Source organism: Pseudomonas sp. CCC3.1 (genome assembly GCF_034347405.1).
Taxonomy (GTDB): Bacteria; Pseudomonadota; Gammaproteobacteria; order Pseudomonadales; family Pseudomonadaceae; genus Aquipseudomonas.
Genome location: NZ_CP133778.1, coordinates 116,871 through 142,806 on the forward strand (window position 1 = coordinate 116,871; position 25,936 = coordinate 142,806).

Consider the following 25,936-nt stretch of genomic DNA (forward strand, 5'->3'; position numbering starts at 1 on the left):
TTCTCCGATCAGGCTTTGGAAGGGCTGCGTCCGAATCGGCTGCGAACCACACCAATAATCATCGGTACCAGCGACAGCACGATGATGCCCACCACCAGCAGCGACAGATTGGATTTGATGAACGGCACGTTGCCAAAGAAGTAACCCAGGGTGACCAGACCGCCGACCCAAAGGATAGTGCCGAACACGCTGAACATAAAGAAGCGCGGGTAGAACATGCGTGCCACACCTGCCACAAACGGGGCGAAGGTGCGGAAAATCGGCAGAAAGCGCGCCATGGTCACGGTTTTGCCGCCATGACGTTCGTAGAAATCGTGGGTTTTTTGCAGGTAATCGCGACGGAAAATCTTCGAGTCCGGATTACTGAATAAGCGTTCGCCCGCCGTTCGTCCGATGACGTAGTTGGTGCTGTCACCCAATATCGCCGCCAGCATCAAAAGTGCGCCCAGTAAGACAGGGTCCATACCGCCACCAGCCGCTACCGCGCCTGCGATAAACAGCAAGGAATCACCCGGCAGGAAAGGCATGACAACCAGGCCGGTTTCACAAAAGATCACCAGAAACAGGATGGCGTAGATCCACACTCCGTAGTCTCTTACCAGCATGTCCAGGTACACATCGAGGTGCAGGATAATGTCGATCGGGTTGAAATCCATGTATGGCACCTGTGTTGATGACCCGGCTCAGCAGGTCTGTGCGGGGGGATAGGTATTTAACTACAGGGAATGTAGTTTTTTCGTACATTTTGAACCGAAAGGATTATACGGATTGAAGCGGATTGTGCTGCTTGAGTTTGTAGCGAAGCGTGTATTAGTTCTTCTTGAACCAATGGGTAGGAGCGAGCTTGTCTCGCGATCTTTTGCTTTTAAAGATCAAAAGATCGCGAGACAAGCTCGCTCCTACATAGGGTTTTGTGTCAGTAGTTACGCGTCTTTTAGCAGGAAGTTCTCGTTGGGCGCGGCCACATCCAGGGTTTGTACCTGCGCCTCATCCTTCAAATTGACCCCCGACAATTGCCGACGGCAGGCTTCGCGCATCAGGTACGCCAGCCGATGAGCGGCCATGCCATAGCTCAGGCCTTCAAGTCGCACGTTGGAGATGCAGTTGCGATACGCATCGGTCAAACCGACCTTGGGCGCGTAGGTGAAATACAGCCCCAGGCTGTCGGGTGAGCTTAAGCCTGGGCGTTCGCCGATCAGCATCACCACCATTTTGGCGCCCAGCAGTTCGCCGATCTCATCGGCCACCGCGACTCGGCCTTGTTGCACCAGAACCACCGGCGACAAACGCCAGCCTTCAGTGGCGAAGTGTTCTTCCATGCGCGCCAAAAAGGGCAGGGTGTGACGATGAACGGCCAGTGCCGATAACCCGTCGGCCACCACCACGACCACGTCAAAGCCGCCTGCATTGGCTTGGGCGTAGTCGCGCAGTTGCTGCGCCGAGTCTTCGTTGAGTTTGCGCCCCAGATCGGGTCGTTGCAGGTAGCTGTGCCGATCAATGGCAGCGCTGTGCACCAGCAAGCTGTCGCGTCCGCGCTCTGCAAACTGGCTGCTCAGCCCCGCATGATCAAACGGCAAGTGCACGGCGTCCCGCGCTTGGGCGTGGGCGAATTGAAAATCCAGCTGCGCCTGGGTCGGCATGCTGGTGCCCGTGCGGCCCAGCGCAATGCGCGCCGGGGTCAGGCGGCGCAGTTCCAGCCAAGGGTTGAGGCTGTCGGTCGGCGTAGTGCCCATGTTCAGCGTCCTCCCAAATGAGCCAATGCCTGGCGAAACGCGGGGGGCAATTGCTCGCCGAATTCGATCCGTCCATCGCTCTGAGTGAAAATACCCACCTTGCTCAACCACTGTTCAAACTCGGGCGCAGGCTTTAATCCCAAGGTTTTTCGGGCATAGAGCGCGTCGTGGAAAGACGTTGTCTGATAGTTGAGCATGATGTCGTCCGACCCCGGAATGCCCATGATGAAGTTGATCCCGGCCACGCCCAGCAGCGTCAGCAGGTTATCCATGTCGTCCTGATCGGCTTCGGCGTGGTTGGTGTAACAAATGTCGCAGCCCATCGGCACGCCCAGCAACTTGCCGCAGAAGTGGTCTTCGAGCCCGGCACGGATGATTTGTTTGCCGTTGTACAGGTACTCGGGACCGATAAAACCCACCACGGTGTTGACCAAAAACGGCTTGAAATGCCGCGCCACGGCGTAGGCCCGGGTTTCGCAGGTTTGCTGGTCGACCCCGAAATGCGCGTTGGCCGACAGCGCGCTGCCTTGGCCGGTTTCGAAGTACATCAGGTTATTGCCCAAGGTGCCGCGATTGAGGCTTAAGCCTGCCTCGTAACCTTCCTGCAGCACATTCAGATTAATCCCGAAGCTGGCATTGGCTGCTTCGGTGCCGGCAATCGACTGAAATACCAGGTCCAGCGGCACGCCGCGGTTGATCGCTTCAATCGATGTGGTGACGTGGGTCAGCACGCACGACTGGGTCGGGATTTCATAGCGCTGAATGATCGCGTCGAGCATGTTCAGCAGGTCGCAGATTGAGGCGATGCTGTCCGTGGCTGGGTTGATGCCGATCATCGCATCGCCGTTGCCATACAACAGGCCATCGAGAATGCTCGCCGCAATACCGGCCGGGTCATCCGTGGGGTGGTTGGGTTGCAGGCGGGTCGACAGGCGACCGGGCAGGCCCATGGTGCCGCGAAACCGGGTGACCACGCGGATCTTCTGCGCCACCAGAATCAAGTCTTGAACGCGCATGATCTTCGACACCGCGGCGACCATTTCCGGGGTCAGTCCGGGGGCCAGTGCGCGCAAGCTGTGTTCATCGGCGGCATCACTGAGCAACCAGTCCCGAAAACCGCCGACGGTCAGGTGGCTGACGGGCGCAAAGGCAATCAGGTCGTGGCTGTCGATAATCAGCCGCGTCACTTCGTCGGACTCGTAAGGGATCAGCACTTCTTGCAAGAAATACGAAAGCGGGATGTTGGCCAGCGCCATTTGCGCAGCGACGCGTTCGCCGTCATTGAGCGCCGCAACGCCTGCCAGAAAGTCCCCGGATCGAGCCGGGCTGGCTTTGGCCATGACGTCTTTGAGGCTGTCAAAACGGTAAGTCTGGGTACCCACCGCGTGAGAAAAAGTTGCCATACAAGGTGCTCCTTAACGCCAGACGCGGCGCGTCTGGCGGGTTTCTCAGCGACTAGTGCAGGGATTGCTCAGCCTGTTGAATGGCCGCGAATTCCTCTTCCGGTGTACCGGCCACCAAGTGATGTCGACTGTAAAAAGCAAAGTAGGCAATTAATACGCCATAGATCACTGCAGCGCCAATCACAACGCGTGGGTCAACCAGGAAACCTGCGACCACGGCCACGCATGCCAGCACCAAAGCGGTGCCTGAAGTGACAATACCGCCCGGCGTGCGGTACGGACGCTCCATTTTGGGGCGACGGATGCGCAGGGTAATGTGCGCAGCCATCATCAACACGTAGGAAATAGTCGCGCCAAACACTGCCACCAGAATCAGCAAATCGCCCTGACCCGTCAGCGACAGGCCAAAGCCGATGATTCCGGGGATGATCAACGCCAGTACCGGGGCTTTGCTTTTGTTGGTTTCTGACAGTTTGCGCGGCAAGTAGCCTGCACGGGACAGGGCAAAGATCTGACGCGAGTAGGCGTAAATGATCGAGAAGAAACTGGCAATCAAGCCCGCCAGACCGACCAGATTGACGAAGCTGCCCATCCAGGTCGAGCCGCCATATGACTTGCTCAATGCTTCAACCAGCGGGTTGCCCGAGGCCATCAAGTGGTGCGCCCCGGCGCCGCCCGGGCCGATGATCAGGATCAGCAGGGCAAAGGTCACGAGCACCAGCATGGCGCCAATCAGGCCGCGCGGCAGGTCGCGCTTAGGGTTTTTGGTCTCTTCGGCTGCCAGCGGCACGCCTTCCACGGCCAGGAAAAACCAGATCGCATACGGGATGGCTGCCCACACGCCGACGTAACCAAACGGCAAGAACGCGCTGGCGCCTTTGGCCTCAGTGACGGGGATGTCCAGCAGGTTGGCGACGCTGAAGTGCGGCACCATCGAGACCAGAAACACGCCCAAGGCAATGGCGGCGACGGCGGTGATGATGAACATCAGCTTGAGTGCTTCACCGACGCCGAAGATGTGGATGCCGATAAAAATGATGTAGAAGGCCAGGTAAATCATCCAGCCGCCGATGCCGAATAACGACTCGCAATACGCGCCGATAAACACGGCGATGGCGGCGGGTGCGATGGCGTATTCAATCAAGATCGCGGTGCCGGTCAGAAACCCGCCCCACGGGCCGAAAGCGCTACGGGCAAAGCCATAGCCGCCGCCTGCGGTGGGAATCATCGAAGACAGTTCGGCCAGCGAAAAGCACATGCACAAGTACATGGTGGCCATCAGCAAGGTGGCGATAAACATCCCGCCCCAGCCGCCTTGGGCCAGGCCGAAGTTCCAGCCGGCGTAGTCGCCGGAAATCACGTACGCCACACCCAGGCCTACCAGCAGGACCCAGCCTGCGGCGCCTTTTTTCAGTTCACGTTGTTGAAAGTAGTCGGAGCCGACCTTTTCAAAGTCGACAGAGGAGGGGGCCGCCGAAGCAGCATTGGGTTCGCTAGGCATGTCAATTCACCTGTTCTTTTATAGTTTGAAAAAATATGACAGGGAGCAAAGCAAGAGCTGGGCCAAAGGCCCGATTGTAGGAGCGAGCTTGCCTCGCGATCTTTTGATCTTTTAAAAGATCGCGAGGCAAGCTCGCTCCTACAGGGGGAGGACGGTTAGAAGAAGCCCAACGGATTGATGTCGTAGCTCACCAGCAGGTTTTTGGTCTGCTGATAGTGGTCGAGCATCATTTTGTGGGTTTCACGGCCGACACCGGACTTTTTGTAGCCACCGAACGCGGCGTGCGCCGGGTACAGGTGGTAGCAGTTGGTCCATACGCGACCGGCCTTGATGGCGCGGCCCATGCGGTAGGCGCGGTTGATGTCGCGGGTCCACAAACCAGCGCCCAGACCGAACTCGGTGTCGTTGGCAATCGCCAGCGCTTCGGCTTCGTCTTTGAAGGTGGTGATGCTGACCACCGGGCCAAAGATTTCTTCCTGGAAGACGCGCATTTTGTTGGTGCCCTTGAGCAGCGTCGGCTGGATGTAATAGCCCGTCGACAGGTCGCCTTCGAGCTTGGCCACCTGGCCGCCGGTCAGCAGCTCGGCGCCTTCGGCCTTGGCGATTTCAAGGTAGGACAGGATCTTGTCGAACTGCTGCTCGGACGCCTGGGCGCCGACCATGGTGTCGGTGTCCAGCGGGTCACCACGTTTGATCGACTCAACCTTTTTCATCACCACTTTCATGAAGTCGTCGTAGATCGACTCTTGAATCAGTGCGCGAGAAGGGCAGGTGCACACTTCGCCCTGGTTGAAGAACGCCAGCACCAAACCTTCGGCGGCCTTTTCAATAAAGGTCGGTTCGGCCTGCATGATGTCGGCGAAGAAGATGTTCGGCGATTTGCCGCCCAGTTCCACGGTCGACGGGATGATGTTTTCGGCAGCACATTTCATGATGTGCGAGCCCACTGGCGTGGAGCCGGTGAAGGCAATTTTGGCGATACGCTTGCTGGTGGCCAGTGCTTCGCCTGCTTCTTTGCCGAAGCCTTGCACCACGTTCAGCACGCCTGGCGGCAGCAGGTCGCCGATCAGTTCCATGAGCACGGTGATGCTCAGCGGGGTTTGCTCGGCTGGTTTGAGCACGATGCAGTTGCCAGCAGCCAGCGCCGGGGCGAGTTTCCAGGCGGCCATCAGCAGCGGGAAGTTCCACGGGATGATCTGCCCGACCACACCCAGCGGCTCGTGGATGTGATAAGCCACAGTATTGCCATCAATCTCAGCCGCGCTGCCTTCTTGCGCGCGGATGCAGCCGGCGTAGTAGCGGAAATGGTCGGCGGCCAGTGGCACATCAGCGTTCAGGGTTTCGCGTACTGCTTTGCCGTTGTCCCAGGTTTCGGTCACAGCCAGCAGTTCGAGGTTTTGTTCGATGCGATCAGCGATTTTCAGCAGTACCAGCGAGCGTGCTTGCACTGAGGTTGCACCCCAGGCATCGGCTGCGGCGTGGGCGGCATCCAGAGCTTTTTCGATGTCTTCGGCAGTTGAGCGAGGGAATTCGGCAATCGGCTTGCCGTTCACAGGCGAGGTATTGGTGAAGTACTGGCCTTTGACGGGTGCCACGAATTCGCCGCCGATGTAGTTACCGTAGCGGCTCTTGAACGAGACGACCGAGCCTTCAGTACCGGGTTGTGCGTAACGCATGGAGTGTCTCCTTGGCTTTATTGTGCTTATGGGAGGACGCGCTGTGGCGCTGCACAAAGCAGGAGCAAAGGCTGGGCCAAATAGCCACACCTCTTGTAAACCGTGGCTTTAGGGTTTTTAGGTGTCGCTTGGAGTGCAGTCGTTGTGACAGTGGTGGTACAGCCCAAGTGACACTTTGTACCAAAAGCGAGACAGTCGATGACCGACGAGTCAGTTCGAGATTGCAATGCGTCGGGCGCAAGAGGATGCTGGGCATTCGGTTTGGACTGGGTCCCGGTTGTCGCAGAGGTTGGTTTTTCTGCGCCTTGGGCCGTCGTGACAGAGCGGAGAACAATAAAAATGCACAGCCCCGATTTAAATCGGCATGCCCGGCAAGTCATCAATGTCATTCAGGGTCGTCCTCAAGGATGTGACCCGTCTATCGTTCGCTCCTGGCAGCGTTGCCTGGAGGACTACCACCTCGACCCCGCGCAGAACATCGCCCCGACGGTGCTTGAGCATGGTCGCATTCTCGAAGGCCGCGAGCGGTTGCAGCAGGTGCTGCAAATTGCCGGGCACGAAATGAACAGCCTGCATCAGCAGCTTTCAGGTGCGGGGCATGCGGTACTGCTGACCGACGCGCGCGGGGTCATCCTGAACTGCATCACGGCGCCCACGGAGCGCAAAATTTTCGAGCACGCGGGGCTGTGGCTCGGCGCCGACTGGAGCGAGGCCCGTGAGGGCACCAACGGCATCGGCACCTGCCTGGTAGAGCGCCAGGCCCTGAGTATTTATCAGGACGAGCATTTTCGTGGCCGCCATACCGGGCTGACCTGCTCAGCCAGCCCGGTGTTCGACCCGCAGGGTGAGTTGCTGGCGGTGCTGGATGTGTCCTCGGCGCGGCATGAGGCCTCGCGCCAGAGCCAGTTTCACACCATGGCGCTGGTCAACCTCGCGGCCAAAACCATTGAAAGCAGTTACTTCCTGCGCCAATACGAACAGCAATGGTTGTTGCGCTTTCATTTGCAGGCCGAGTCGGTGGGACTGTTCAGTGAGGGCATGCTGGCGTTCGACGGCGACGGGGTGATCTGCGCGATCAATCAAAGCGGCATCAACCTGTTGGGGCATGCGCGCGGCAACCTGCTGGGGCAGACAGTCGACAGTGTGTTTGATTGCTCCCGCGATGAGCTTTTCGCCCGCGCCAGTGTGCAAGCAAGCACCCGTTGGCCGTTGCGCACCGTGGATGGACGACGCTTGTTTGCCGCGCTGCGTGGTCAGCCGCGTGCAGCGCCAGTGTTTGTTGCGCCAGCGCCTGAGCCGGTGCGGCCGCCCCTGAGTGGCATCTGCCTGGGGGATGAGGCACTGCAAACCGATTTTCGCCGGGCGCTGCGGGTGTTCGAACGTGACGTACCGCTGTTGATCAATGGCGAAACCGGGTCGGGCAAAGAAGCATTTGCCAAGGCGGTGCATCAAGCCAGCGCCCGTGCTGACAAGCCATTTGTGGCGCTTAACTGCGCCTCGATTCCAGAGAGCCTGATCGAAAGCGAACTGTTCGGTTATCGCGGCGGCAGTTTTACCGGGGCGCGCAAAGAAGGCATGCAGGGCAAGTTGCAGCAGGCCGATGGCGGCACCTTGTTTCTGGATGAAATTGGCGACATGCCGCTGGTGCTGCAAACCCGTCTATTAAGAGTGCTGGAAGACCGCGTGGTGGTACCGATTGGTGGCGAACCGCAGGCGGTTGATGTGCGGATTGTCAGCGCGACCCACCGCAACTTGCAGGAGCGGGTGGCAGACGGCAGCTTCCGTGAAGACTTGTACTACCGGCTCAATGGCCTGGAAGTGGGATTGCCAGCGTTGCGCGATCGCACCGACAAATCGCAGTTGCTGGACTTTTTGCTGGCCCAGGAAGCGGCTGGGCAGCGTCTTTGCATCAGACCTGCGGCGCGTCAGGCGTTGCTGGACTTCCACTGGCCGGGCAACGTGCGGCAACTGCGTAACGTGCTGCGAACCTTGGCTGCACTGTGCGAAGAGCAGGTGATCGAGTTTGACGACTTGCCGGTGGCGATTCGCCAGGTTCCCCTCAAACCTCTGCCGCCTTGCTCCGACAATCCGCTGGAAGACGCCGAAAAGCTGGCCTTGCTGGTGGCGCTGGAACAGCAGCGCTGGCACATGACCCAGACCGCCGCGCAGTTGGGCGTGAGCCGCAACACCCTCTATAGAAAGCTGCGCAAGCATGGGATAGAACGCCAGACGCTATTACACGAAACCTCGTAGCAGTTGCCGAGCCTGCGAGGCTACGTCCGATTGCGCAGCGATCCCGAACGCTCAGTGCAAGGTTTCTCTGACGCACCGCATTGTCCGGCTTGACGGCTGCTGCGCAGCCGGACGTAGCCTCGCAGGCTCGGCAACTGCTACGTTCTGCAGGTGGTTTCAAGCACGTCTGTAAGAAATCATCAGGTGCGAAAAGAAGCCCCCTACGCTACCCTTCGTCGATGATTTACGAGGTCGACTATGCACATTCATATTCTTGGTATTTGCGGCACTTTCATGGGGTCGTTGGCGGTATTGGCCAAAGAACTGGGCCATCACGTTACCGGTTCTGACGCTAACGTCTATCCGCCAATGAGCACCCAGCTGCAAGCTCAAGGCATTGAATTGACCCAGGGTTATGACCCCGCGCAGCTCAATCCTGCTCCGGATCTGGTGGTCATCGGCAACGCGCTGTCGCGTGGCAATCCGGCCGTTGAGTACGTGCTCAATAAAGGCCTGCCTTATGTGTCCGGCCCGCAATGGCTGGCTGATCATGTGCTGCAAGGCCGCTGGGTGCTGGCGGTGGCTGGTACCCATGGCAAAACCACGACCAGCAGCATGCTGGCCTGGGTGCTTGAGCACGCGGGCATGGCGCCGGGTTTCTTGATTGGCGGCGTGCCGCAAAACTTTGCCGTCTCGGCCCGCTTGGGTGATACGCCGTTTTTCGTCGTTGAAGCCGATGAATATGACAGCGCGTTCTTCGACAAGCGCTCAAAATTTGTTCACTACCGCCCTCGCACCGCGATCCTCAATAACCTTGAGTTCGATCACGCAGACATCTTCCCCGATTTGCCAGCGATTGAGCGTCAATTCCATCACTTGGTGCGCACCATTCCGAGTGAAGGGCTGGTGATTCATCCCACCACCGAGCCTGCCCTGCAGCGTGTGATTGAGATGGGCTGCTGGACCCCGGTGCAAACCACCGGCGAAGGCGGACAATGGCAAGCCCGACTATTGAGTGAAGACGGCTCGCGCTTTGAGGTGCTGTTTGAAGGTGCTGTTCAAGGAACGGTCGAGTGGGACATGACCGGTCAGCACAACGTGGCCAACGCCTTGGCCACCTTGGCAGCAGCACGCCATGTGGGTGTGGTGCCGAGCCTGGCGATCGACGGCCTGAGCGCCTTTAAAAGCGTGAAACGGCGCATGGAAAAAGTCGCTGAAGTGCACGGTATTACGATCTACGACGACTTTGCCCACCACCCAACCGCCATTGCGACCACGCTCGACGGGTTGCGCAAACGGATTGGCGATGCGCCGCTGATCGCGGTAATCGAGCCGCGCTCCAACTCCATGAAGCTTGGCGCACACCGCGATGGCTTGCCGCAGAGTGTGGTTCAGGCCGACCACGTGGTGTGGTACGCACCGGCCAACCTGGGGTGGGACTTGGCTGCGACGGTGGCATCAAGCCCCGTGCCGACGCTGGTTTGCGACTCGTTGGAGGCCATCATTGCCGACGTTAAAGCCCAGGCTAAACCCGGTACTCACGTGGTGATCATGAGCAACGGCGGCTTCGGCGGTCTGCATGGCAAATTAGCGGACGCGCTGCAATGAGCGGCCCGGAGCGCATCACCCTGGCCGTGACCGGCGCCTCGGGCATGCAATACGCGTTGCGCCTGCTCGATTGCCTGGTGCGGGAAGACCGCGAAGTTCACTTCCTGATTTCCAAAGCGGCGCAATTGGTCATGGCGACCGAAACCGATGTCATCCTGCCGCCCAAGCCACAAACCATGCAGACCTTTCTGATCGAATACACGGGCGCGGCTGCCGGGCAGATTCGGGTGTATGGCAAGGAAGACTGGATGTCGCCGGTGGCGTCGGGCTCCGGGGCGCCGGCGGCGATGGTCGTGGTGCCATGTTCGACGGGCACGCTGTCGGCGATTGCCTCCGGTGCGTGCAACAACCTGATTGAGCGGGCGGCCGATGTGACGCTTAAAGAGCGTCGTCAGCTGATATTAGTGCCGCGTGAGGCGCCGTACTCCAGCATCCACCTGGAGAACATGCTCAAGCTGTCGAACTTGGGCGCCATCATCTTGCCTGCGTCCCCAGGTTTCTATCACCAGCCGCAGACCATCGATGACCTGGTGGACTTTGTGGTGGCGCGTATTCTGAATCTGCTCAATATCCCGCAAGACATGCTCCCGCGCTGGGGCGAGCACCATGTCGGCGGCGATGAGTAAGTCACTGCTGGCGTTGCTGCTGGGCGTGCAACTCAGTGGCTGCGCCAGTGTCAGTACGCTGGACGCCGCCCAGCCGGGCGCGCCGATTGTCTACTCAGGAACTCGACTGGACTGGTATGCCCTGCAAGGGGGCTGCTGTGCAAAAGATCGCTTTGGCGCTGATGCACCGCGTTACCCGGCTCTGGACCTGCCCGCCAGCGCGTTGCTGGATACCGTGTTATTGCCCTTGTCGGTGTTGACTGTGCTGGGCGTGGGGTTTCAGGCCACGGGTGGGCTTTAACTGTCTTATTAACCAAGACTAAAAGCCCTACGTTGTATTGCGCGTGTATTTAATGGATGAGTTAGTAAGTTGAAAGGAAGTGTGTATCAAGAAATCGTGATTCTTGAAGATTAATGTCCTATTCGGAATTGGCGCTAATTCTAAGTTTGCGAGTCCTACAGTGTGTGGTGTTTAAATTACGCTAGATGAAATATTTGTTGTGAAATTGAAATGTTTTGAACGGTGGGGCGTGAATATCAGGTGTGCAAACTTGATCGATGGCTATTAGCATGGAGGCGTGAAAGTTCTGCGCTTCATTGATTATGTGTTGTCGCTTACTCATCGTTTTGTGACTATCGATCAGGAATAACAAAAATGAAAAAATCGACTTTGTCCAAGAACAACTGTCTGACTGAGCTGGAAGTGTATGGCTTGTCGGCGCCTTACAATTTGGCAGATGGGCATAGCTACTTGTCAGCAACACAGTATTTCAGTTCCGTAGTCACTGCGTTGCCTGAATTGTGGGGGGCTGCTGAGAAAATCCCAGTGCCTGAAATGGAATTATTATTTAAAGAAAAATTTTCTAATTATTTCGGGCTTGAAGGTCTTAAAGGGCACACTTTATTTTCTGTGTGCCCTACGGCGTCGAACAGTATTGATATTGTTGGCGCGTGGGCGCGAGAAATGAATTATACCGTTGGTTTGGTAGAACCTACTTTTGATAACCTGGCGCAATTGCTGAGGCGTCGTGAAGTTAATCTAAAGCCTGTAGCAGAAGCGATATTCAACGATATCGGGTGTTTGCGGGAAGTTCTAGCTAAAGAAAAAATTGATGTGCTGTTCATGGTCAATCCCAACAACCCGACAGGCACGGTCATCAGCGAAGGCATGATGTCGCAAATCATGGACCTTTGCGTTGAGCAGGGCGTGGTCGTGGTGCTCGATACTTCATTCAGGTTCTGCAATAACAACACGGTTGATGAATATCAGATGCTGTTGGAAAAAAAGGCCTCCTTTATCATTCTTGAGGACACTGGGAAGCAGTGGCCGAGTCTAGACACTAAGGTTAGCCTCCTTTCGTACAGTGAAGATATTGCTGCCAATGTCCGTAGCATATATGAAGAACTTTACCTGTGTAGCTCAAATCTATCTCTGCGTATTCTTATTGAATTTATAGAGGCTACGCAGGCCAAAGGTGGAATCTCTTATATTCAGTCACTGGTGAGAGATAATGCCAGGTACGCCTATAAAACGTTATCGACTACGCAGGTTGTGGTTGAATCACCTTCCAGTGACGCAACCATGAGTGTGGTCTGGCTGAATATAGAATCTACGGGGCTTGATGATTTGAGTCTGACGGCTTATTTGGCAACTTATGGGGTTGCGGTGTTGCCGGGTCGTTACTTTTATTGGAACAGCCATCATACAGCAGGACACAACCGGGTGAGAATTGCGGTACTTAAACCGGATCATGTGTTCAAGCAGTCCATCGATCAGTTGAAAAAAGCATTAAATAGTCTGACCGAAAGTCAGGCGCTGAAGGTAGAGGCTTCGCACCAATTGGCGTACGTATGAAGACTGTCTTAGTCACTGGGGACTTTGACATTCCCGAGGGCGCTTTGCCCCCTGATATTAAGCTGATTCACCTGCGCACACTGGTCAATGAACACTCTATTCGTGAGGCATTGCCTTTTGTGCAAGGCTATATCGTCGGGGGACCAGAGTATGTGTCTTCTGAATTGCTCAGCATGGCAACAGAGTTGAAACATCTTGTCGTGATGGGAACCGGTACAGCCAGCTTTGTAGACATAGAAGCTGCGACTCAGCGAGGTATACGTGTCTCAAACACGCCAGGGCTAAACGTTCAGGCCGTCGTAGAGTTTACTTTGGCTATGATGACTGTTTGTACGGCTGGCGTCTTTGAGAGTATTGAGTGCGTTAAAGACGGCAGCCGTTGGCCCCAGACCGTGCGTCCCTCTATCGCAGATCAGAGCATTGGAATCATCGGTATGGGCAATATCGGACAAGCGCTCGCCAAAGAATTCCATATAAAAGGGTGTAGGCAACTGTATTACTGGTCACGGCAAAGAAAATATGCGGCTGAGTTGGAGCTTGGTTTAAATTACACCTCAATTAAGGACATGGTAAAGACAGTTAAATATTTGTTTATTCATATTGCTGGGTGTGATGAAACATATAGGTTGATTGATGCCGATGTACTAGACAAGTCAAAATCTGATTTGTCGATTTTCAATATGTCAAGTCCGAAAATTATTTGTTCAGTTGCTCTTAGAAAATATTTGATAAATAATCCAGAAGCCTTCTGTTTTATTGATGGGTATTACAATGAGTGGATTAGTAATGCCGGGGTTTTAGGCGATCCTTATAAATTACTGGAGTTGCCTTTTGGAAGTTTAGTAGCCACTTCGCATCTGAGTGCCCTGAGAAAAGATGCACTAAAAAATATTCTGATAAGCGCTATAGCGACACTCAATGTTTGTTTTGATGCAGGATCTGAAAGCAAAAGGCTTTAGCGCTGTTGGCAGATTGATTTATAGCCTGTAATTGAAACATTTAAAATGTATTCGGCGATTGTGAGCGCGGTATGGTATGGGCGGCATAAGTTACGCTGTAAATTTTCCTGAATCATAATGTTTAGCGTGTTTGCGGATTGAATGAGTCTATAAATAAAGCCTCGGCGAGGTGTTGCCTGCTGTAATAGGAGAGGGTGAGAGTGAAGTGCATAGGAATCATATTTGATGAAAGGCATGAGTTGATCGAGTACGTAGCGAGCAGAATAGAAAGTGAAGGAGGAGAAGTTAGGTTTATTCATTATACGGATTTGGTGTTGAGGTTTGATTCAAGTGGGCTTTTTGATGGGTTGGATATTTTATATTTAGATCGAATGGGTGAGAGAACTCAGGGGTATGCAACGCAACTAATGTTGTTGGCGAATATTGAGAGCGGTCAGTGTCCGATTCCGATTGTTAATGAGCCGTCCGCTTATTTGATTGCAAGAAATAAAGCGCTGATGTATCAGGCGCTATGGGAAAAAAACATCCCGATACCGGAAACTGCGATTGTTTATAGTTGGGAACATATTGACAGCTTTTTAGACACGCACTCCTGTCGGGCGGTCGTCGTTAAGTCTCTGCTGGGATACAGTGCTGAGGAGGTGTTTGTTTATCCTGATGCTGGCAACAGGAAGGGTATTAACGATATTTTGATTCGAGATGGGATGGTCGTTGTTCAGAAATACGTTGTACGGGAAAATAAGTATATTTGGCGTGTTGATATAGTTGATGGAATTGCTGTAACAGGTAGTCGGGATTATGCCTGCGATGATCAAGAGGCTTTGCCTTTGTGTAATTACGCACAAGGAGGTGAGAGTGATGATGTGCTGGTGTGTGACATTCCTCCTGATATTGTTCGTTGCTCAATTGATGCAGTGAAAGCTTTAAGTTTGGTGGTGGCTGGTGTGGATGTGATCGTCGATGATAACGGTGAGATTTATATAATAGAAGTTAACCCTGAGCCGAATGTGCTTTTCGAGGATGCTTTCACAAAAGCGATCGCTAATTATTTGCTCGCTCAGAGTGCTGGGAATTAGTAGTTGATCCTGTATGGGTATAGTGCTTGCGATAGGAGTGGAGATGAGTAATAAAAATAATGAATATGCCATTTATCAGGCTCAACTTGAGCACGGTAGTATCCCCGAAATAAAAAAACTCGCAGAGCAAGTGTATAAAATGCCGAGCGATAATCTTGAGATTCAAACTGAAGTCGCCCGTTATTGGGCGCGCCAATCGGATGAGATGCAGTCTTTTCTTACACGTCAACAACGCGATGTTGAAGCCTGGCAATTGGCTGGCCTCAGTAAGTTGGTAGATGACGCTTTTACGCAGGTTCCTTTTTATCGCGAGCTGTATCAAAAGGAGGGGTATGAATTAGGGTGTATCAAAAGTTTTTCGGATTTTAAATGTTTGCCGATTGTCAACAAAAAAATACTGTCTGGTGTAAGTGAGTCTTTACGAGTTTCAAACGCTTCGCAACTGTTACAAGCGCATACCCTACGCACCTCTGGATCAAGTGGTGTGCCGTTTGCAGTGTTTAGAGATGATAATTATTTAAAAAGGGATCATGCTCAATGTTTACGATTTTATAGCAATTGCTTGAGAACTCCCCTTTTAGAAAGTGATTGGATATATTTTATTCATCACTCCGGATTGCTCGTGTCTTCAATGCTGGGTAAATATAGGATATTCCAGCTTCCTGATTTGTTACCAACGACCCCATTGGGTCAGCATCTGCTGCTTATAAAACCGCGTCTGCTGGTTGTGTTACCAAGTTATTTACCATTATTGATTGCGCATAAGAAAGAAATTTTAGACAGCGGTGTAGAGGCAGTATTGGTAAACTCGGAGTCAAGTTCTTGTCATGAAAGGGCTTATTATTCCAAACTATTAGAGTTGCCAATTTTTGACGAGTACAGTTCAGAAGAAATAGGACTCATGGCCACCCAGTGCCTCTACAGTCGATACCATTTCACAGAAGACAGTACTTATCTGGAAATCATTAATGCTGATGAAAATGGTTTCGGCGCTGTGGTGGCAACTGATTTGAAAAATGCTTACATGCCGATGATAAGGTTTGATCATGGTGATTTGGCAAAACTGCATGACTCTCCGTCGATTTGTCAATGTGGCCGCTCATCTATGTCACTGTCAGAAATAAATGGTCGACGTGATGATGCTTTTAAAACGCGTGACTCAACGTTAATCCCTAGCGCTTCACTGCTTGCTATTCTGGACGCCACCTTGGTCGATGAGGATTTGTCATTAGTTAGTTACCGTCTTATTCAAAAAACGGCAGAGGCCGTGGAGTTATTAACCGTCTATAAAGGGCAGCCTTATCTTCCGATAGCGCAAATTATTAATAGCATTGAACAACAGTTATCTACCTTGTTTGGTTATAAGGTCACCTTGACTCATCAAGAAGTCCGTGCCTTGCCAGAAAAAAAGTCGTACAAACGAAAGAGTATTGTTAATGAATGGTCCGGGGTGTAAAGCGGTAGATTAATTGCGCGTACGCAGGGAGCGTGATTGTCACTTGTGAACAGCGGTCTTTAGCATGCAGCTTAGTTTTAGTTTTGACGCTCTCTGTTGATTTTATTTTAAAAAGTGTGGTGAGTGATGGAACCTGCAATTCATGTGTCAGCGGTGTGCAAGAACTATTATCTTTCGAAAGAAAGCGACAGCATCATTCAATGGGCGCGCCGTATCGTTCGTCCTGAGTATGACGAATATAAATGTTTGACGGATATTGATTTTTCTTTGGCCGCGGGAGGGGCATTGGGCTTTATTGGGCCTAATGGTGCCGGTAAGTCCAGTTTGATTAAAATATTATGTGGTATCCAACGACCCACCTCCGGTGCTGTTAGCGTTTTAGGTTTTGACCCGAGTAAACGAAACAAGAATTTTCTTAAGAAGATTGGTGTAGTCTTTGGTCACAAAACTTCACTCTGGTGGGACCTGCCTGTAAAAACGGGTTTGGAGACCTATCGCAAGATCTATCAAGTGTCGGAGTCAGATTATAAAAGCCGAATGGCCGAATTGGTTGAGGCTCTTAATTTATCGAGAGTCTTAAATAAGCCGGTCCGAAATTTAAGTTTAGGTGAGCGCGTTAAATGTGAGTTGGCATTGAGTTTAATACATGCGCCTGAACTGGTTTTTCTGGATGAGCCTACTGTGGGGCTAGATGTAACCTCTAAATTTGAAATTCGAAAATATCTAAATTACAAGAGAGAGACGGATAACCTGGCTATTTTCCTCACTAGCCATGACTTGGGGGATATTGAGTCCTGTTGTGACCACGCTATTATTCTTGATCGGGGCTGCATCCGCTTTGATGGCACTCTCAAGGCGCTCAATCATAAACTCAGTGATAAGTTACAGCTCACAGTGACACTCAAGATGAAGGGGGAGCCTACTTCGTCTCTGGGGGATTTCAAAGAGAGAATGAACACGGTTAACGCTCAGTTACCTGCCAGTGAAACCGCTACTCAATTGGTATATTTTATTTCTCGAGATCGCGTTTCCTATGTCCAGTCATTGTTTGAGGTCGGCCGGTACGAATTAGATTTAAAGGCGTCAGGATTCGAAGACGGTGTCGTTAATTTGTTCAACTCTTGGGCGAGTGAATAGCGAATTTATGTCTATGAACGTATACGTAGGACTAATAAAAACAGGTTTGCTCTCATGCTACAGAGATCGATCAATGTTGATTACGGATCTTCTGATAGCAACGGGTATTCCATTTTTCATACAGTTTGCCGTTTGGACATTTGTGTATGAGGGGGCTAGCGCTGACGAGTTACCAGGGTATTCGCTGAGTGAAATGTATCTTTATTACATTGCTGTACTGGCTTTGGGGCGCTTGAATAATGCCTATGACTTGATCATGAATGTTTCGAACCATGTGCACCAAGGGCAGTTGGAGTGTTTTTTTGCAAAGCCAGTGAGCTATATCCAATACAGCTTCTTAATTTTTTACGGGGCTGCACTTGTTTACTATGCGCCCTTATTGATGATCGCCTTTTGGGTCGGACTGACGAGTGGTGAGTGGGTTGGGCCTTTGGGCTTTATTGTTCTGAGTGTCATGAATCTGCTGCTATGTTTTCTAGTGGGTTTTTTAATGTCCCTTGCGGCATTCTGGTTAACAAAGTCAGACATGATTATTAGCTTTCAGGTTGTCTTTTCCAGTGTGGTGGGTGGTACGTTACTGCCCTTGTCCTTCTGGCCGGACACGATACAGCCTTTCATGCAATATAATCCTTTCAGGCTTCTTATTAGCGGTCCTGCAGAGTTTTTACTTCGTCCGAGCATGGCATTGGCGCAAGAGTTGATAGGGTTGCTCATTATATGGCTCGTGTTAATGTTTGTGGCTTGTCACATTACATTTAAAATGGCCAGCGCGCGTTACTCAGGCGCAGGAGGTTAAATGCATTTTTTTTTGTTGATGGCAAACGCCATGAAAAGCGAACTCAGGTATAAAGCGAATCTGCTGGGCGTCTTGGTGGCGCTGGTGCTGATGTATAGTTTGCAGTTTGTATTTTTTGATGTGGTCAACTCGCTCGTGGTGTTGGAGGGCAAAGATAAAAACTGGCTAATGATTTTTTTTGTAACCTATGCGGTTGGAAGTATGGTCGTGAGTTTTTTTAATTCTGCCATCACGGATTTTTTCGGCGCGTTGACCCAAGGCAAAGCTGATATGTTGCTTGTGCGTCCCATCAATCTGATGACACTGATTTTGTTCAGATGGTGCGAAGTGTATTTTATTATTGCCGCTGTTGTTTTTCTCGGTGTATGCATGGTCTCTGGATTGATCAGTTTTGAGCCCCTGTTAGTCAGCCCTTACCACACGGCCATTTTTTGCGGTGTCATGGTGCTGGGTGTTTTGGCCAACCTTATATTTCTGCTGGGGCTTAATGCATTTTCTTTTGTGACCCAGCGCCAACTCCCCGTGGACTATATTCATTTATCCATTTTGAACTTCGCACTCTTGCCGTCCACCTTCTTTTCAAATGGACTTTTGTATGTGTTCGTGACGGTTCTGCCGATGATTGTCTTTGCTTCGGTCGCCTTAGACGGGCTCTATAACGGCTTGACCGGGTTGGTGAGTGTGTATGCACTGGTAGTGGTGGTGTGCTTTATGGGTGTGTTGAAGTGGGTTCGCTGGTTGTTTGGGCGATTTAACAGTGTGGGCGGGTGAGGTTTTATGGGATGGAATATATCCGTATTTCATGGCGGTGTGCGCAAGTGTTTTAACGTTAGGGTGCTCAAGGTTGATTACTTTTTTTAGGCTTGAGGGGTGAGCATATATGTTGGTTTTCAATAAGCTAGTTCCAGAGCTGTCTGTTTCTAATTTTGAACGGAGCTTGAAATTTTACTGCCAGGTGTTGGGGTTAGAGGTTGAGTATGAGCGACCTGAAGATTCATTTGCCTATTTGGCCTAGTGTGGTAGTCAAATAATGCGCCAGCAGCAAGAAGACGAAGTCTCTGCATGGAATGTGGGATCGTTAGTAAAGCCCCTACGGGAGAGGTGTGAATTTTTCGATCGGCTGTATCGATGCGCATGCGTTGGCACGTAAGATTGAGCAGGCAGGGTACTCTCTTCGTAAACCAGTAGAAGATTGCCAATATCGACATGACACGCATGTGTATGTGCAACGGAATTTTCTGGTTCAAGACCCGGATGGATATTTACTTCGCTTTGCCCAGAGTCTTAGTACTAAGCCTGTGAAGGATGAGTTGTAAGAATTAAGGTTTAAACAGTGATTACGTTGTTTTTAATCCTTAGCTTTAATTTTAGGTATGAGAGATATGGCCCGTTAAAAAAACGGGCCAACTTTATCGCTGCTCGTGTATCCGGTTATTTGCCCAATTTACGCAATTCATCCGATTCCACCACTCGCACACCTTTTTGCTCTTCCAGCGCCAGTCGCCACAAGGCTCGGGCCAGTTCGCAGACTTCGATGCCGTGGTACTTGCCCGGAATCAACTTGGACAGCGTGCCCGCAATTTTTTCCACGGGGCGTTCTTCCTGGCGCTCGCCAATCAGCAATGACGGGCGAGCAATGGTCAATTGCGGCCAGCCTTGAGCGCGCAATGATTGCTCCATCTCGCCTTTGACCCGGTTATAGAACACTGAGGATTTTGGATCGGCGCCAATTGCGCTGATGACGATCAGGTGCTGCGCCCCCATTTCCAGGGCGCGTTTGGCAAAGGCCACGACCATGTCGTGATCCACGGCACGAAACGCTTCTTCTGAGCCTGCCTGTTTGATGGTGGTGCCCAAACAGCAGAAGGCTACCTCTACCGGGCCGCTCAGTTGCGGCAAAAATACGGTCGGGTCACCCACGGGGTTTTCCAGGTGCGGGTGGGCAGCCAGCGGTTTGCGCGAGGGTGCCAGCACGCGCTTGATGGTCGGTTCGTTGAGCAGGCGGTCGAGCAGAAGCTCGCCCGTCAGGCCCGTGGCTCCTGCGAGCAGAATGTGCTGAGGCGTCAAGTACATGCGAGTTCTCCCTTGATACATTCAGCGTAGTCCTTCTTTGCGGCCTTGCTGTTCAAGCTATTTATGCAATGCCTGTTTGGCTTGTTGCTGACGCAAACGTTGCCAGTGGTTCAGAACGCCTTTGGGCGCCCAGATTTGAGGTTCGGAGGCTTCGTAGCCATCCGTTTGCTCGCGCTCGGTGATGAACTGTTGAGCCAGCGTGAAGGCCTTTTGCAGGTCGTCGGTCTGGTTGAGTGCCTGGGCGAACAAGGCATTGCCGAAATACGTGAAGTCGGCTTCTTCCGAGCAGCCAAATGACACGCGGTCGGCCCGCGAGGCGGTCATGATCAGGGTTCTTTCATCCTTGAGTGCCGGGATAAAACCGCCGGAGTAGCAGGATGAGATCACAATGATCTTGTCACGATTCTTCAGGGGGGCCAGCGCGGCGGCCAATTCGTCGGCGGGCAGATCGGCCAGCTCCAGCCGTGGCTGATCCAGCACCAACTCATGTTCTTGCGTGCCGTGGCTGGTCAGGTAGATAAACACCAGATCTTCCGGCCCCGTGCGCTCGGCCAGGGTTTTGGCTGCGCGGTGCAGGTTTTCGCGGGTGGCCATGGGGCGATCCATCAGGTGATCGCGATGGTTGACCAGCGTGATATGGCCGCGGCTACCGAAGCGGCTGGCGAGCATGTCGTTGACGTAATCGGCTTCGCGCATGAAAACGCTCTGTTTGCCATCGCCCGCCACCACCAGGCTGTACAGCTCAATGGCCGGGGTTGAGGCGGGAACTGCCTCCAGCGCCTGATTGAGCAACTCGCCCTGATTGAGCAAGCCGAGCTCTAGCGGGTCGGGCAGTACATTGCCTTTGGCGTCGCGCACCCGCTGGCCATTGAGCCAGTAGCCGCTTTCGGCGGTGCCATCACTCAAGGTCAAGGTGCCGTTACCCTGATAGGTGTCGGCGGCAAAGTCACCAACATAGGTGCTGCCATCGGTCATGCTCAAATGGCCTGGGCCATTGAAGCGCCATTCGTTGAACAGGCCGCGATAGGTGCTGCCATCGACACCGAACAGCTCGCCTTTGCCGGTCAGTGCGCCGTCTTTGAAGTCACCGATCCAGACGTCGCCGTCGGCGTTTTCATAGCGGCCTTTGCCGTTTAACTGGCTATTTTTGAACCCGCCGGCGTACTGATCGCCGTCAGCGCTGTCGAACGTACCGTTGCCTTCGAGCTGGCCGTTGACGAAGTGCCCGCTGAATTCATTGCCGGTTGAGTCGCTGCGCTTGCCCTCTCCGTTGGGCTTGCCGTTGGCAAACTGCCCCTCGTACTGGCTGCCGTCGTCCAACTCCAGATGGCCGAGCCCGGAGTACTCGTCATCTTTGAACTCGCCGCGATAGCTCATGCCGCCTTCTTTAAGCGTGCCTTCACCTTCACGCCGACCGTTCTTGAAGCCGCCGACATAACTGCTGTTGTGGGTGCTCAGGCTGCCTTGGCCATTAAACAGGCCCTGCTCGAAATGCCCGACATAGACCTCGCCGCCGCTGCCATGCCACTCGCCCTGGCCCTGCCATTGACCATTTTTGAACTGGCCCGCATACCAACTGCCGTTGGGGTAGTCGATACGGCCCTGACCTTGCAGCAACCCATTGACCACTTCACCCCGATAGCGGCCGCCGTCAGGCAGGCGTGCGTCAGGCGGCAATAGCGATTCGCCATCGCCACAGGCCGTCAGTAGCAGGGTCAAAGCAAGGGGAGCAAGTGGGCGCATAGCGGGATCCGGATAGTTAGGCTGCCGAGTATGCCGTAGCAATGGAAGCTGTCTATAGGAGCAGATGAAACATGCGCACATATTCTTTGTTTCAGCGCAGGGGAAAGCAGAAGGTGATCTGCTTCGGTGAGGTTTGCCGTGACGTGCTTATAATGCGGCGCAAAAAAAATCGCTGGAGATGAGAGATGTTGTTACGCGGCCTGACATGGCTGGTGCTGTTTCAATTGCTTGGCACCGCCCTCAATCACTTGTTCATTCCCGTGCTGCCCGGGCCGATTATCGGCTTGTTGCTGCTACTGGCGTATCTGCTGGTCTCTGGCCAGGTCAGTGAGCCCTTGAGCGAGGCGGCCAAAGGCCTGCTGCGTTATCTGCCTCTGCTGCTGGTGCCGCCTGCGGTCGGGGTGATGGTTTATGCGGCCGATATTGCCGCCGATTTTTGGGCCATTGCGGGTGCGTTGGTCTTGTCTCTGTTGATCTCAATGGCGTTTGTCGGTGTGTTGATGCAGCGCTTGCTCAAGCCGCACAGCAAGCGCGAGGAGCGGCCATGAGTGTGCAATGGCAAGCTGCCTTACAGTCTGTGATCCATCATCCGTTATTTGGTATCGGTATTACCTTGGGCGCCTACCAGTTGGTGCTCGCGGCGTATGAAAAAACCCGTTTGATCTTTCTACAGCCGGTGCTGGCCAGCATGTTGCTGGTGATCGGGGTGCTCGTTAGTTGTGGCCTGACTTATGCCGAATACCGCAAGAGCACTGAGATTCTCAGCATTTTGCTGGGCCCGGCCACCGTGGCGCTGGCGGTGCCGCTGTACCTCAACCTGCGACGAATTCGTCAGCTGTTCTGGCCCATTTTTACTACGCTGGTGATTGGCGGGGTATTGGCGACCGGGTTGGTGGTGCTGCTGGCGTGGTGGTTTGGTGCCGAACACATGATGCTGATGACCTTGGCGCCCAAGTCGGTGACCTCGCCGATTGCGATGTTGGTGGCCGAACAAATTGGCGGTGTGGCTGCGCTGGCCGCAGTGTTTGTGCTGATTACAGGGGTGATTGGTGCAATTTTCGGCCCGGGCCTGTTAACCCTGCTGGGCGTGCACAGCCCTGAAGCACGTGGCATGGCGCTGGGCATGACGGCTCACGCAGTGGGCACCTCGGTGGCCTTGCATGAAGGCGAGGAGTGCGGCGCTTTTGCGGCGTTGGCGATGAGTTTAATGGGCGTGGGCACGGCAGTGTTTTTGCCGTTGGCCGTGACTCTCGTGGTCTAAGGAGGGTGTTATGACATTGCCGCTGTTCCCCTTGAGTACCGTCCTTTTTCCGGGCTGTGTGCTGGATTTGCAGATTTTCGAAGCACGCTACCTCGACATGATCGCCCGCTGCATGAAGCAAGGCACCGGCTTTGGTGTGGTGTGCATTCTTGAAGGCAGTGAAGTCGGCGAAGCCCCGCAAGACATTGCCGTGGTGGGCTGTGAGGCATTGGTTCGTGATTTCCAGAAGCAAGAAAACGGCTTGTTGGGGATCCGGGTTGAAGGTGGACGCCGGTTTGAGGTGCTGAGCACCGAGTTACAGCCAGATAAGTTGCTGATAGCCGAAGTGGAATGGCTGGATGAAATCCCGGAGCAGCCGCTGCAGGATGAGGACCAAGACCTTTTGGCGTTGCTCAAGGCCTTGGCAGAACACCCGATGGTCGCTGCGCTGAACATGAACACCGAGGTGGAGGGCCAGCAATCGCTGGCTAACCAATTGGCCTACCTGCTGCCTTTTGCCGAAGAAGACAAGATCGACTTGCTGCAGGTTGATGACCCGCAGCTGCGTCTGGACGGGATTCAAGCCCTGCTCGATGAAATGCAGGGCGACATGTTCAACTAAAATTCACGCCCCTGTACGAGCGGGCTTTTGATCATCTAATAGGCGTAGCGCAGCATCTCTTTGGATAAATGGCCCAGCATGAAGAAGCCATACAGCGCCGCGCACGAAGGCAAGATCATCCACCAGACTTTTACCGGCACCGGTGTCAGCACCCGATAGCGCTGGGTCAACGCCAGGGCGAAGGCGTTGACGGTGATGGCGAGCAGAGCGCCAGCCATGATGTCAGTCGGCCAGTGAGCCCCCAGGTACACCCGCGACATGGCGACGGTAATTGCCAGCAAGCAACCTATCAGCACGCAGGTAATGCGCATGCGTTGCGGTTTTTCGCGGCCAGCCAGAATCGCCAATGCCAAAAAGAAGGCAAACGCCCCGGAACTGTGACCGCTGGGCATGCTGTAGCTGGTCAGCGGGTCAACCAGCACTTCAGGGCGCATGCGTGCAAAGAAGTGTTTGGTGGTGGTATTGGCCACGGCAGTAAACAGCGTTACCCCGCCGAAGAAGATCAGCGCCCGCCATTGTTTGTTAAAGAACAGCAATGCGCACACCAGTGCGGCGGCCAGCAGTTGAGTGCGGAAGTTGCCGATTTGCGTCACTAGCACGGCGGCCAGGTCCATGGCGCTGCTGCGGTGCTCTTGCACCAGCGCGTTGATGCCTTGGTCGAATGCGCTCATGTGGGTGTAGCTGAAGAACACTGCGACCAGCAGGGCCAGGCTCAGTGTGCCGATCAGCACGGTCGCTTTAGGTTGCCGGCGAATATTGGCATGGATGCACAGCCCCAGCAGAGCCGCGATGCTCACGGCAACGATGGCGGCTTGTGGCCAGAAACCTTCGGGCAGCGGCAAGCGAATGGCCGCGCCGGTCGCCCAGCCGGGCAACAGGTAGGCAACAGACCAGCCCGCACCGGCCAGCAAGCTGACGAGAATGAAACGTGGGATGGGCATGTCGCACATCCCGGCGACCATCGGCAGCATCGGACGCAGTGGCCCAATGAAACGGCCGACCAGCAGGCTGACGATGCCGTAACGATGAAAGTAGCCCTCGGCCCCGGCTATCCATTCAGGGTGACTGCGCAGCAAGGGCAGGCGCCGAATATTTTGATGGAAACGCCTGCCCAAGGCGTAAGACAGCACGTCACCCAGCAAACCGCCGAGAAACCCCAGCAGCAGTGTTTCGCCCAAGGAGAGGGCGCCGCTACCGGCCATGACCGCGATTGCAAACAGCAATACCGTGCCCGGAACGATGATTCCGGCAATGGCCAGGCACTCTGTGCACGCCACAATAAATACTGCCAGACCCAGCCATTGCGGGTTGGCCGTCAGCCAGCCGGTCACGCTATCGAGCCATGGGCCCATACTTCAACTTCCTTTTGTTTTTTGTAGAGAATCAGCAGCCCTCTGTAGGAGCGAGCTTGCCTCGCGATCTTTTGATCGTTTAAAAGATTGCGAGGCAAGCTCGCTCCTACAGAGGCTCTTCGTTTCGCAAAATCAAATAATCCTGCCCCTCAACCTGCCCGCGGCGCAGTGGGTTACGGGTGCAGTACGCCGCGTAATCAGCGTCGACAAATCGGTACATCAAATGTTCGTCGCGACCGTGGGGGATTCCCAAGCGGGTGGTTTGCAGGATTCGCGGCGGTCGTTCTCTGACGTCATCGACCCATAATCGTTCGGAGTCGAAACATTTGGCATCCCATTCCGGGACTTTCAGGCCCAGGGATTTGCACAGCAATGTCTGCCCCGCGCACAGTGTGTGCGCGTTGCGGGGCTGGCCTTTAGCGTCGGGGTTGTTGCGTTGCATCTGCGCCAGGCTCGCGGGGCCGGACAGTTCGTCCTGCCACGGGTGTGCGGATTTAATCAGTACGGCATTGCCGGGCCCGTGGGCGCTGAAGTTCAGCGAGTCTCCACCGCGCGCGTAGTACATGTAGATGTACCCGCCATCCAGAAACAAAGCCTTACGTTTTTCTGTGTACCCTAGGGAGGCGTGGCTGCCTTTTTCGGCGCAGTAATACGCTTCGGTTTCGATAATGCGAGCGCTGAGCCACAGTCCGTTGACCTTATGACGTATGACTTTTCCCAACAGCTCGCGGGCGAGGAGCTGGGCGTCGCGGTTGAAAAAGGCGTCAGGCAGCATGGTCGGCATCGTCAGAGCGGTCATTGGAGAGGCTGAAAAGCACGAGAGCATAGCAAGTCACGCTTAATCGGGGCTGAACGAGGGCTATTTGCAG

Annotated in this window: 22 protein-coding genes and 2 pseudogenes; 15 read left to right on the forward strand and 9 right to left on the reverse strand. The window is 53.9% G+C overall.

Annotated features, from left to right (window positions below; all coding sequences use genetic code 11):
* Nucleotides 1-8: 8 nt before the first annotated feature.
* From RHM56_RS00595 to RHM56_RS00615, 5 genes are all read right to left on the reverse strand, one after another.
* Nucleotides 9-656, reverse strand: a complete 648-nt coding sequence (locus tag RHM56_RS00595; protein ID WP_322237494.1) for a DedA family protein — start codon at nt 654-656, stop codon at nt 9-11.
* A gap of 267 nt (nt 657-923) precedes the next feature.
* Nucleotides 924-1,733 (reverse strand): ethanolamine ammonia-lyase subunit EutC, encoded by an 810-nt coding sequence (eutC, locus tag RHM56_RS00600; RefSeq protein WP_322237497.1) that lies wholly within the window; start codon nt 1,731-1,733, stop codon nt 924-926.
* 2 nt (nt 1,734-1,735) lie between these two features.
* Nucleotides 1,736-3,136, reverse strand: a complete 1,401-nt coding sequence (locus RHM56_RS00605) for an ethanolamine ammonia-lyase subunit EutB (RefSeq protein ID WP_322237500.1) — start codon at nt 3,134-3,136, stop codon at nt 1,736-1,738.
* Between the two features lie 52 nt (nt 3,137-3,188).
* On the reverse strand, nt 3,189-4,637 hold the full coding sequence (eat, locus tag RHM56_RS00610) for an ethanolamine permease (RefSeq protein ID WP_322237502.1): 1,449 nt from the start codon (nt 4,635-4,637) through the stop codon (nt 3,189-3,191).
* A 155-nt stretch (nt 4,638-4,792) separates the two neighbouring features.
* Complete coding sequence (locus tag RHM56_RS00615; protein WP_322237505.1) at nt 4,793-6,313, reverse strand: aldehyde dehydrogenase family protein; 1,521 nt, start codon at nt 6,311-6,313, stop codon at nt 4,793-4,795.
* A gap of 339 nt (nt 6,314-6,652) precedes the next feature.
* On the opposite strand from RHM56_RS00615, the gene RHM56_RS00620 reads away from it, so the two are divergent.
* From RHM56_RS00620 to RHM56_RS00675, 12 genes and pseudogenes are all read left to right on the forward strand, one after another.
* Nucleotides 6,653-8,566 carry a sigma-54-dependent Fis family transcriptional regulator gene (locus tag RHM56_RS00620; RefSeq protein WP_322237507.1) on the forward strand — a complete coding sequence of 638 codons (1,914 nt, stop codon included), beginning with the start codon at nt 6,653-6,655 and terminating at the stop codon, nt 8,564-8,566.
* Between the two features lie 237 nt (nt 8,567-8,803).
* Complete coding sequence (gene mpl / locus RHM56_RS00625; RefSeq protein WP_322237510.1) at nt 8,804-10,153, forward strand: UDP-N-acetylmuramate:L-alanyl-gamma-D-glutamyl-meso-diaminopimelate ligase; 1,350 nt, start codon at nt 8,804-8,806, stop codon at nt 10,151-10,153.
* Nucleotides 10,150-10,779, forward strand: a complete 630-nt coding sequence (ubiX, locus tag RHM56_RS00630; RefSeq protein ID WP_322237513.1) for a flavin prenyltransferase UbiX — start codon at nt 10,150-10,152, stop codon at nt 10,777-10,779. The genes mpl and ubiX overlap by 4 nt, the downstream gene beginning before the upstream one ends.
* Nucleotides 10,772-11,059 carry a YceK/YidQ family lipoprotein gene (locus RHM56_RS00635; protein WP_322237516.1) on the forward strand — a complete coding sequence of 96 codons (288 nt, stop codon included), beginning with the start codon at nt 10,772-10,774 and terminating at the stop codon, nt 11,057-11,059. Before ubiX ends, RHM56_RS00635 begins: the two co-directional genes overlap by 8 nt.
* Before the next feature lie 354 nt (nt 11,060-11,413).
* A complete protein-coding gene (locus RHM56_RS00640) occupies nt 11,414-12,613 on the forward strand; it encodes a pyridoxal phosphate-dependent aminotransferase (protein ID WP_322237519.1) in 1,200 nt (399 codons plus the stop codon).
* Entirely contained in the window at nt 12,610-13,572 is a 963-nt protein-coding gene (locus RHM56_RS00645; RefSeq protein ID WP_322237521.1) for an NAD(P)-dependent oxidoreductase, read from the forward strand. Before RHM56_RS00640 ends, RHM56_RS00645 begins: the two co-directional genes overlap by 4 nt.
* A gap of 200 nt (nt 13,573-13,772) precedes the next feature.
* Complete coding sequence (locus RHM56_RS00650) at nt 13,773-14,648, forward strand: ATP-grasp domain-containing protein (protein ID WP_322237522.1); 876 nt, start codon at nt 13,773-13,775, stop codon at nt 14,646-14,648.
* Between the two features lie 43 nt (nt 14,649-14,691).
* Nucleotides 14,692-16,104 carry a hypothetical protein gene (locus RHM56_RS00655; RefSeq protein ID WP_322237524.1) on the forward strand — a complete coding sequence of 471 codons (1,413 nt, stop codon included), beginning with the start codon at nt 14,692-14,694 and terminating at the stop codon, nt 16,102-16,104.
* A 126-nt stretch (nt 16,105-16,230) separates the two neighbouring features.
* The gene (locus RHM56_RS00660; RefSeq protein WP_322237526.1) at nt 16,231-17,241 is read left to right on the forward strand and encodes an ABC transporter ATP-binding protein; all 1,011 of its coding nucleotides are present in this window, start codon (nt 16,231-16,233) and stop codon (nt 17,239-17,241) included.
* Nucleotides 17,242-17,314: 73 nt separating this feature from the next.
* Nucleotides 17,315-18,037 carry an ABC-2 family transporter protein gene (locus RHM56_RS00665; RefSeq protein ID WP_322237528.1) on the forward strand — a complete coding sequence of 241 codons (723 nt, stop codon included), beginning with the start codon at nt 17,315-17,317 and terminating at the stop codon, nt 18,035-18,037.
* On the forward strand, nt 18,038-18,808 hold the full coding sequence (locus RHM56_RS00670; RefSeq protein WP_322237531.1) for an ABC-2 family transporter protein: 771 nt from the start codon (nt 18,038-18,040) through the stop codon (nt 18,806-18,808).
* Nucleotides 18,809-18,917: 109 nt separating this feature from the next.
* Nucleotides 18,918-19,353 (forward strand): annotated as a pseudogene (locus RHM56_RS00675) (bleomycin resistance protein).
* Nucleotides 19,354-19,468: 115 nt separating this feature from the next.
* On the opposite strand, the gene RHM56_RS00680 reads toward RHM56_RS00675, so the two are convergent.
* Entirely contained in the window at nt 19,469-20,110 is a 642-nt protein-coding gene (locus RHM56_RS00680; RefSeq protein ID WP_322237534.1) for an oxidoreductase, read from the reverse strand.
* A pseudogene (locus RHM56_RS00685) lies at nt 20,101-21,853 on the reverse strand (C13 family peptidase). The gene RHM56_RS00680 and the pseudogene RHM56_RS00685 overlap by 10 nt, the downstream one beginning before the upstream one ends.
* Nucleotides 21,854-22,038: 185 nt before the next feature.
* Between RHM56_RS00685 and RHM56_RS00690 the strand changes: the two are divergent.
* Genes RHM56_RS00690 through RHM56_RS00700 form a run of 3 tightly spaced genes read left to right on the forward strand, consistent with a single transcriptional unit; the run spans nt 22,039 to nt 23,715 of the window.
* Nucleotides 22,039-22,401, forward strand: coding sequence for a CidA/LrgA family protein (locus tag RHM56_RS00690; RefSeq protein WP_322237537.1), 363 nt, complete (start codon nt 22,039-22,041; stop codon nt 22,399-22,401).
* A 2-nt stretch (nt 22,402-22,403) separates the two neighbouring features.
* Complete coding sequence (locus RHM56_RS00695; protein WP_322241653.1) at nt 22,404-23,114, forward strand: LrgB family protein; 711 nt, start codon at nt 22,404-22,406, stop codon at nt 23,112-23,114.
* 10 nt (nt 23,115-23,124) lie between these two features.
* The gene (locus RHM56_RS00700) at nt 23,125-23,715 is read left to right on the forward strand and encodes an LON peptidase substrate-binding domain-containing protein (RefSeq protein WP_322237540.1); all 591 of its coding nucleotides are present in this window, start codon (nt 23,125-23,127) and stop codon (nt 23,713-23,715) included.
* Nucleotides 23,716-23,750: 35 nt separating this feature from the next.
* On the opposite strand, the gene RHM56_RS00705 is transcribed toward RHM56_RS00700, so the two are convergent.
* Nucleotides 23,751-25,067: a bifunctional DedA family/phosphatase PAP2 family protein gene (locus tag RHM56_RS00705; protein ID WP_322237543.1), complete on the reverse strand. Its 1,317-nt coding sequence runs from the start codon at nt 25,065-25,067 to the stop codon at nt 23,751-23,753.
* A 106-nt stretch (nt 25,068-25,173) separates the two neighbouring features.
* Complete coding sequence (locus tag RHM56_RS00710; RefSeq protein ID WP_322237546.1) at nt 25,174-25,866, reverse strand: DNA-3-methyladenine glycosylase; 693 nt, start codon at nt 25,864-25,866, stop codon at nt 25,174-25,176.
* Between the last annotated feature and the right edge of the window lie 70 nt (nt 25,867-25,936).

Excerpts from the sequence above, each read along its gene's own strand:
- RHM56_RS00635 (WP_322237516.1), top strand. The coding sequence starts at position 10,772 with ATGAGTAAGTCACTGCTGGCGTTGCTGCTGGGCGTGCAACTCAGTGGC.
- ubiX (WP_322237513.1), top strand. The coding sequence starts at position 10,150 with ATGAGCGGCCCGGAGCGCATCACCCTGGCCGTGACCGGCGCCTCGGGC.
- RHM56_RS00710 (WP_322237546.1), bottom strand. The coding sequence starts at position 25,866 with ATGACCGCTCTGACGATGCCGACCATGCTGCCTGACGCCTTTTTCAAC.
- RHM56_RS00660 (WP_322237526.1), top strand. The coding sequence starts at position 16,231 with ATGGAACCTGCAATTCATGTGTCAGCGGTGTGCAAGAACTATTATCTT.
- RHM56_RS00700 (WP_322237540.1), top strand. The coding sequence starts at position 23,125 with ATGACATTGCCGCTGTTCCCCTTGAGTACCGTCCTTTTTCCGGGCTGT.
- RHM56_RS00705 (WP_322237543.1), bottom strand. The coding sequence starts at position 25,067 with ATGGGCCCATGGCTCGATAGCGTGACCGGCTGGCTGACGGCCAACCCG.
- eat (WP_322237502.1), bottom strand. The coding sequence starts at position 4,637 with ATGCCTAGCGAACCCAATGCTGCTTCGGCGGCCCCCTCCTCTGTCGAC.
- eutC (WP_322237497.1), bottom strand. The coding sequence starts at position 1,733 with ATGGGCACTACGCCGACCGACAGCCTCAACCCTTGGCTGGAACTGCGC.
- RHM56_RS00595 (WP_322237494.1), bottom strand. The coding sequence starts at position 656 with ATGGATTTCAACCCGATCGACATTATCCTGCACCTCGATGTGTACCTG.
- RHM56_RS00680 (WP_322237534.1), bottom strand. The coding sequence starts at position 20,110 with ATGTACTTGACGCCTCAGCACATTCTGCTCGCAGGAGCCACGGGCCTG.
- RHM56_RS00645 (WP_322237521.1), top strand. The coding sequence starts at position 12,610 with ATGAAGACTGTCTTAGTCACTGGGGACTTTGACATTCCCGAGGGCGCT.
- RHM56_RS00665 (WP_322237528.1), top strand. The coding sequence starts at position 17,315 with ATGTTGATTACGGATCTTCTGATAGCAACGGGTATTCCATTTTTCATA.
- RHM56_RS00615 (WP_322237505.1), bottom strand. The coding sequence starts at position 6,313 with ATGCGTTACGCACAACCCGGTACTGAAGGCTCGGTCGTCTCGTTCAAG.
- RHM56_RS00620 (WP_322237507.1), top strand. The coding sequence starts at position 6,653 with ATGCACAGCCCCGATTTAAATCGGCATGCCCGGCAAGTCATCAATGTC.
- RHM56_RS00640 (WP_322237519.1), top strand. The coding sequence starts at position 11,414 with ATGAAAAAATCGACTTTGTCCAAGAACAACTGTCTGACTGAGCTGGAA.
- RHM56_RS00605 (WP_322237500.1), bottom strand. The coding sequence starts at position 3,136 with ATGGCAACTTTTTCTCACGCGGTGGGTACCCAGACTTACCGTTTTGAC.
- RHM56_RS00690 (WP_322237537.1), top strand. The coding sequence starts at position 22,039 with ATGTTGTTACGCGGCCTGACATGGCTGGTGCTGTTTCAATTGCTTGGC.
- mpl (WP_322237510.1), top strand. The coding sequence starts at position 8,804 with ATGCACATTCATATTCTTGGTATTTGCGGCACTTTCATGGGGTCGTTG.
- RHM56_RS00655 (WP_322237524.1), top strand. The coding sequence starts at position 14,692 with ATGAGTAATAAAAATAATGAATATGCCATTTATCAGGCTCAACTTGAG.
- RHM56_RS00670 (WP_322237531.1), top strand. The coding sequence starts at position 18,038 with ATGCATTTTTTTTTGTTGATGGCAAACGCCATGAAAAGCGAACTCAGG.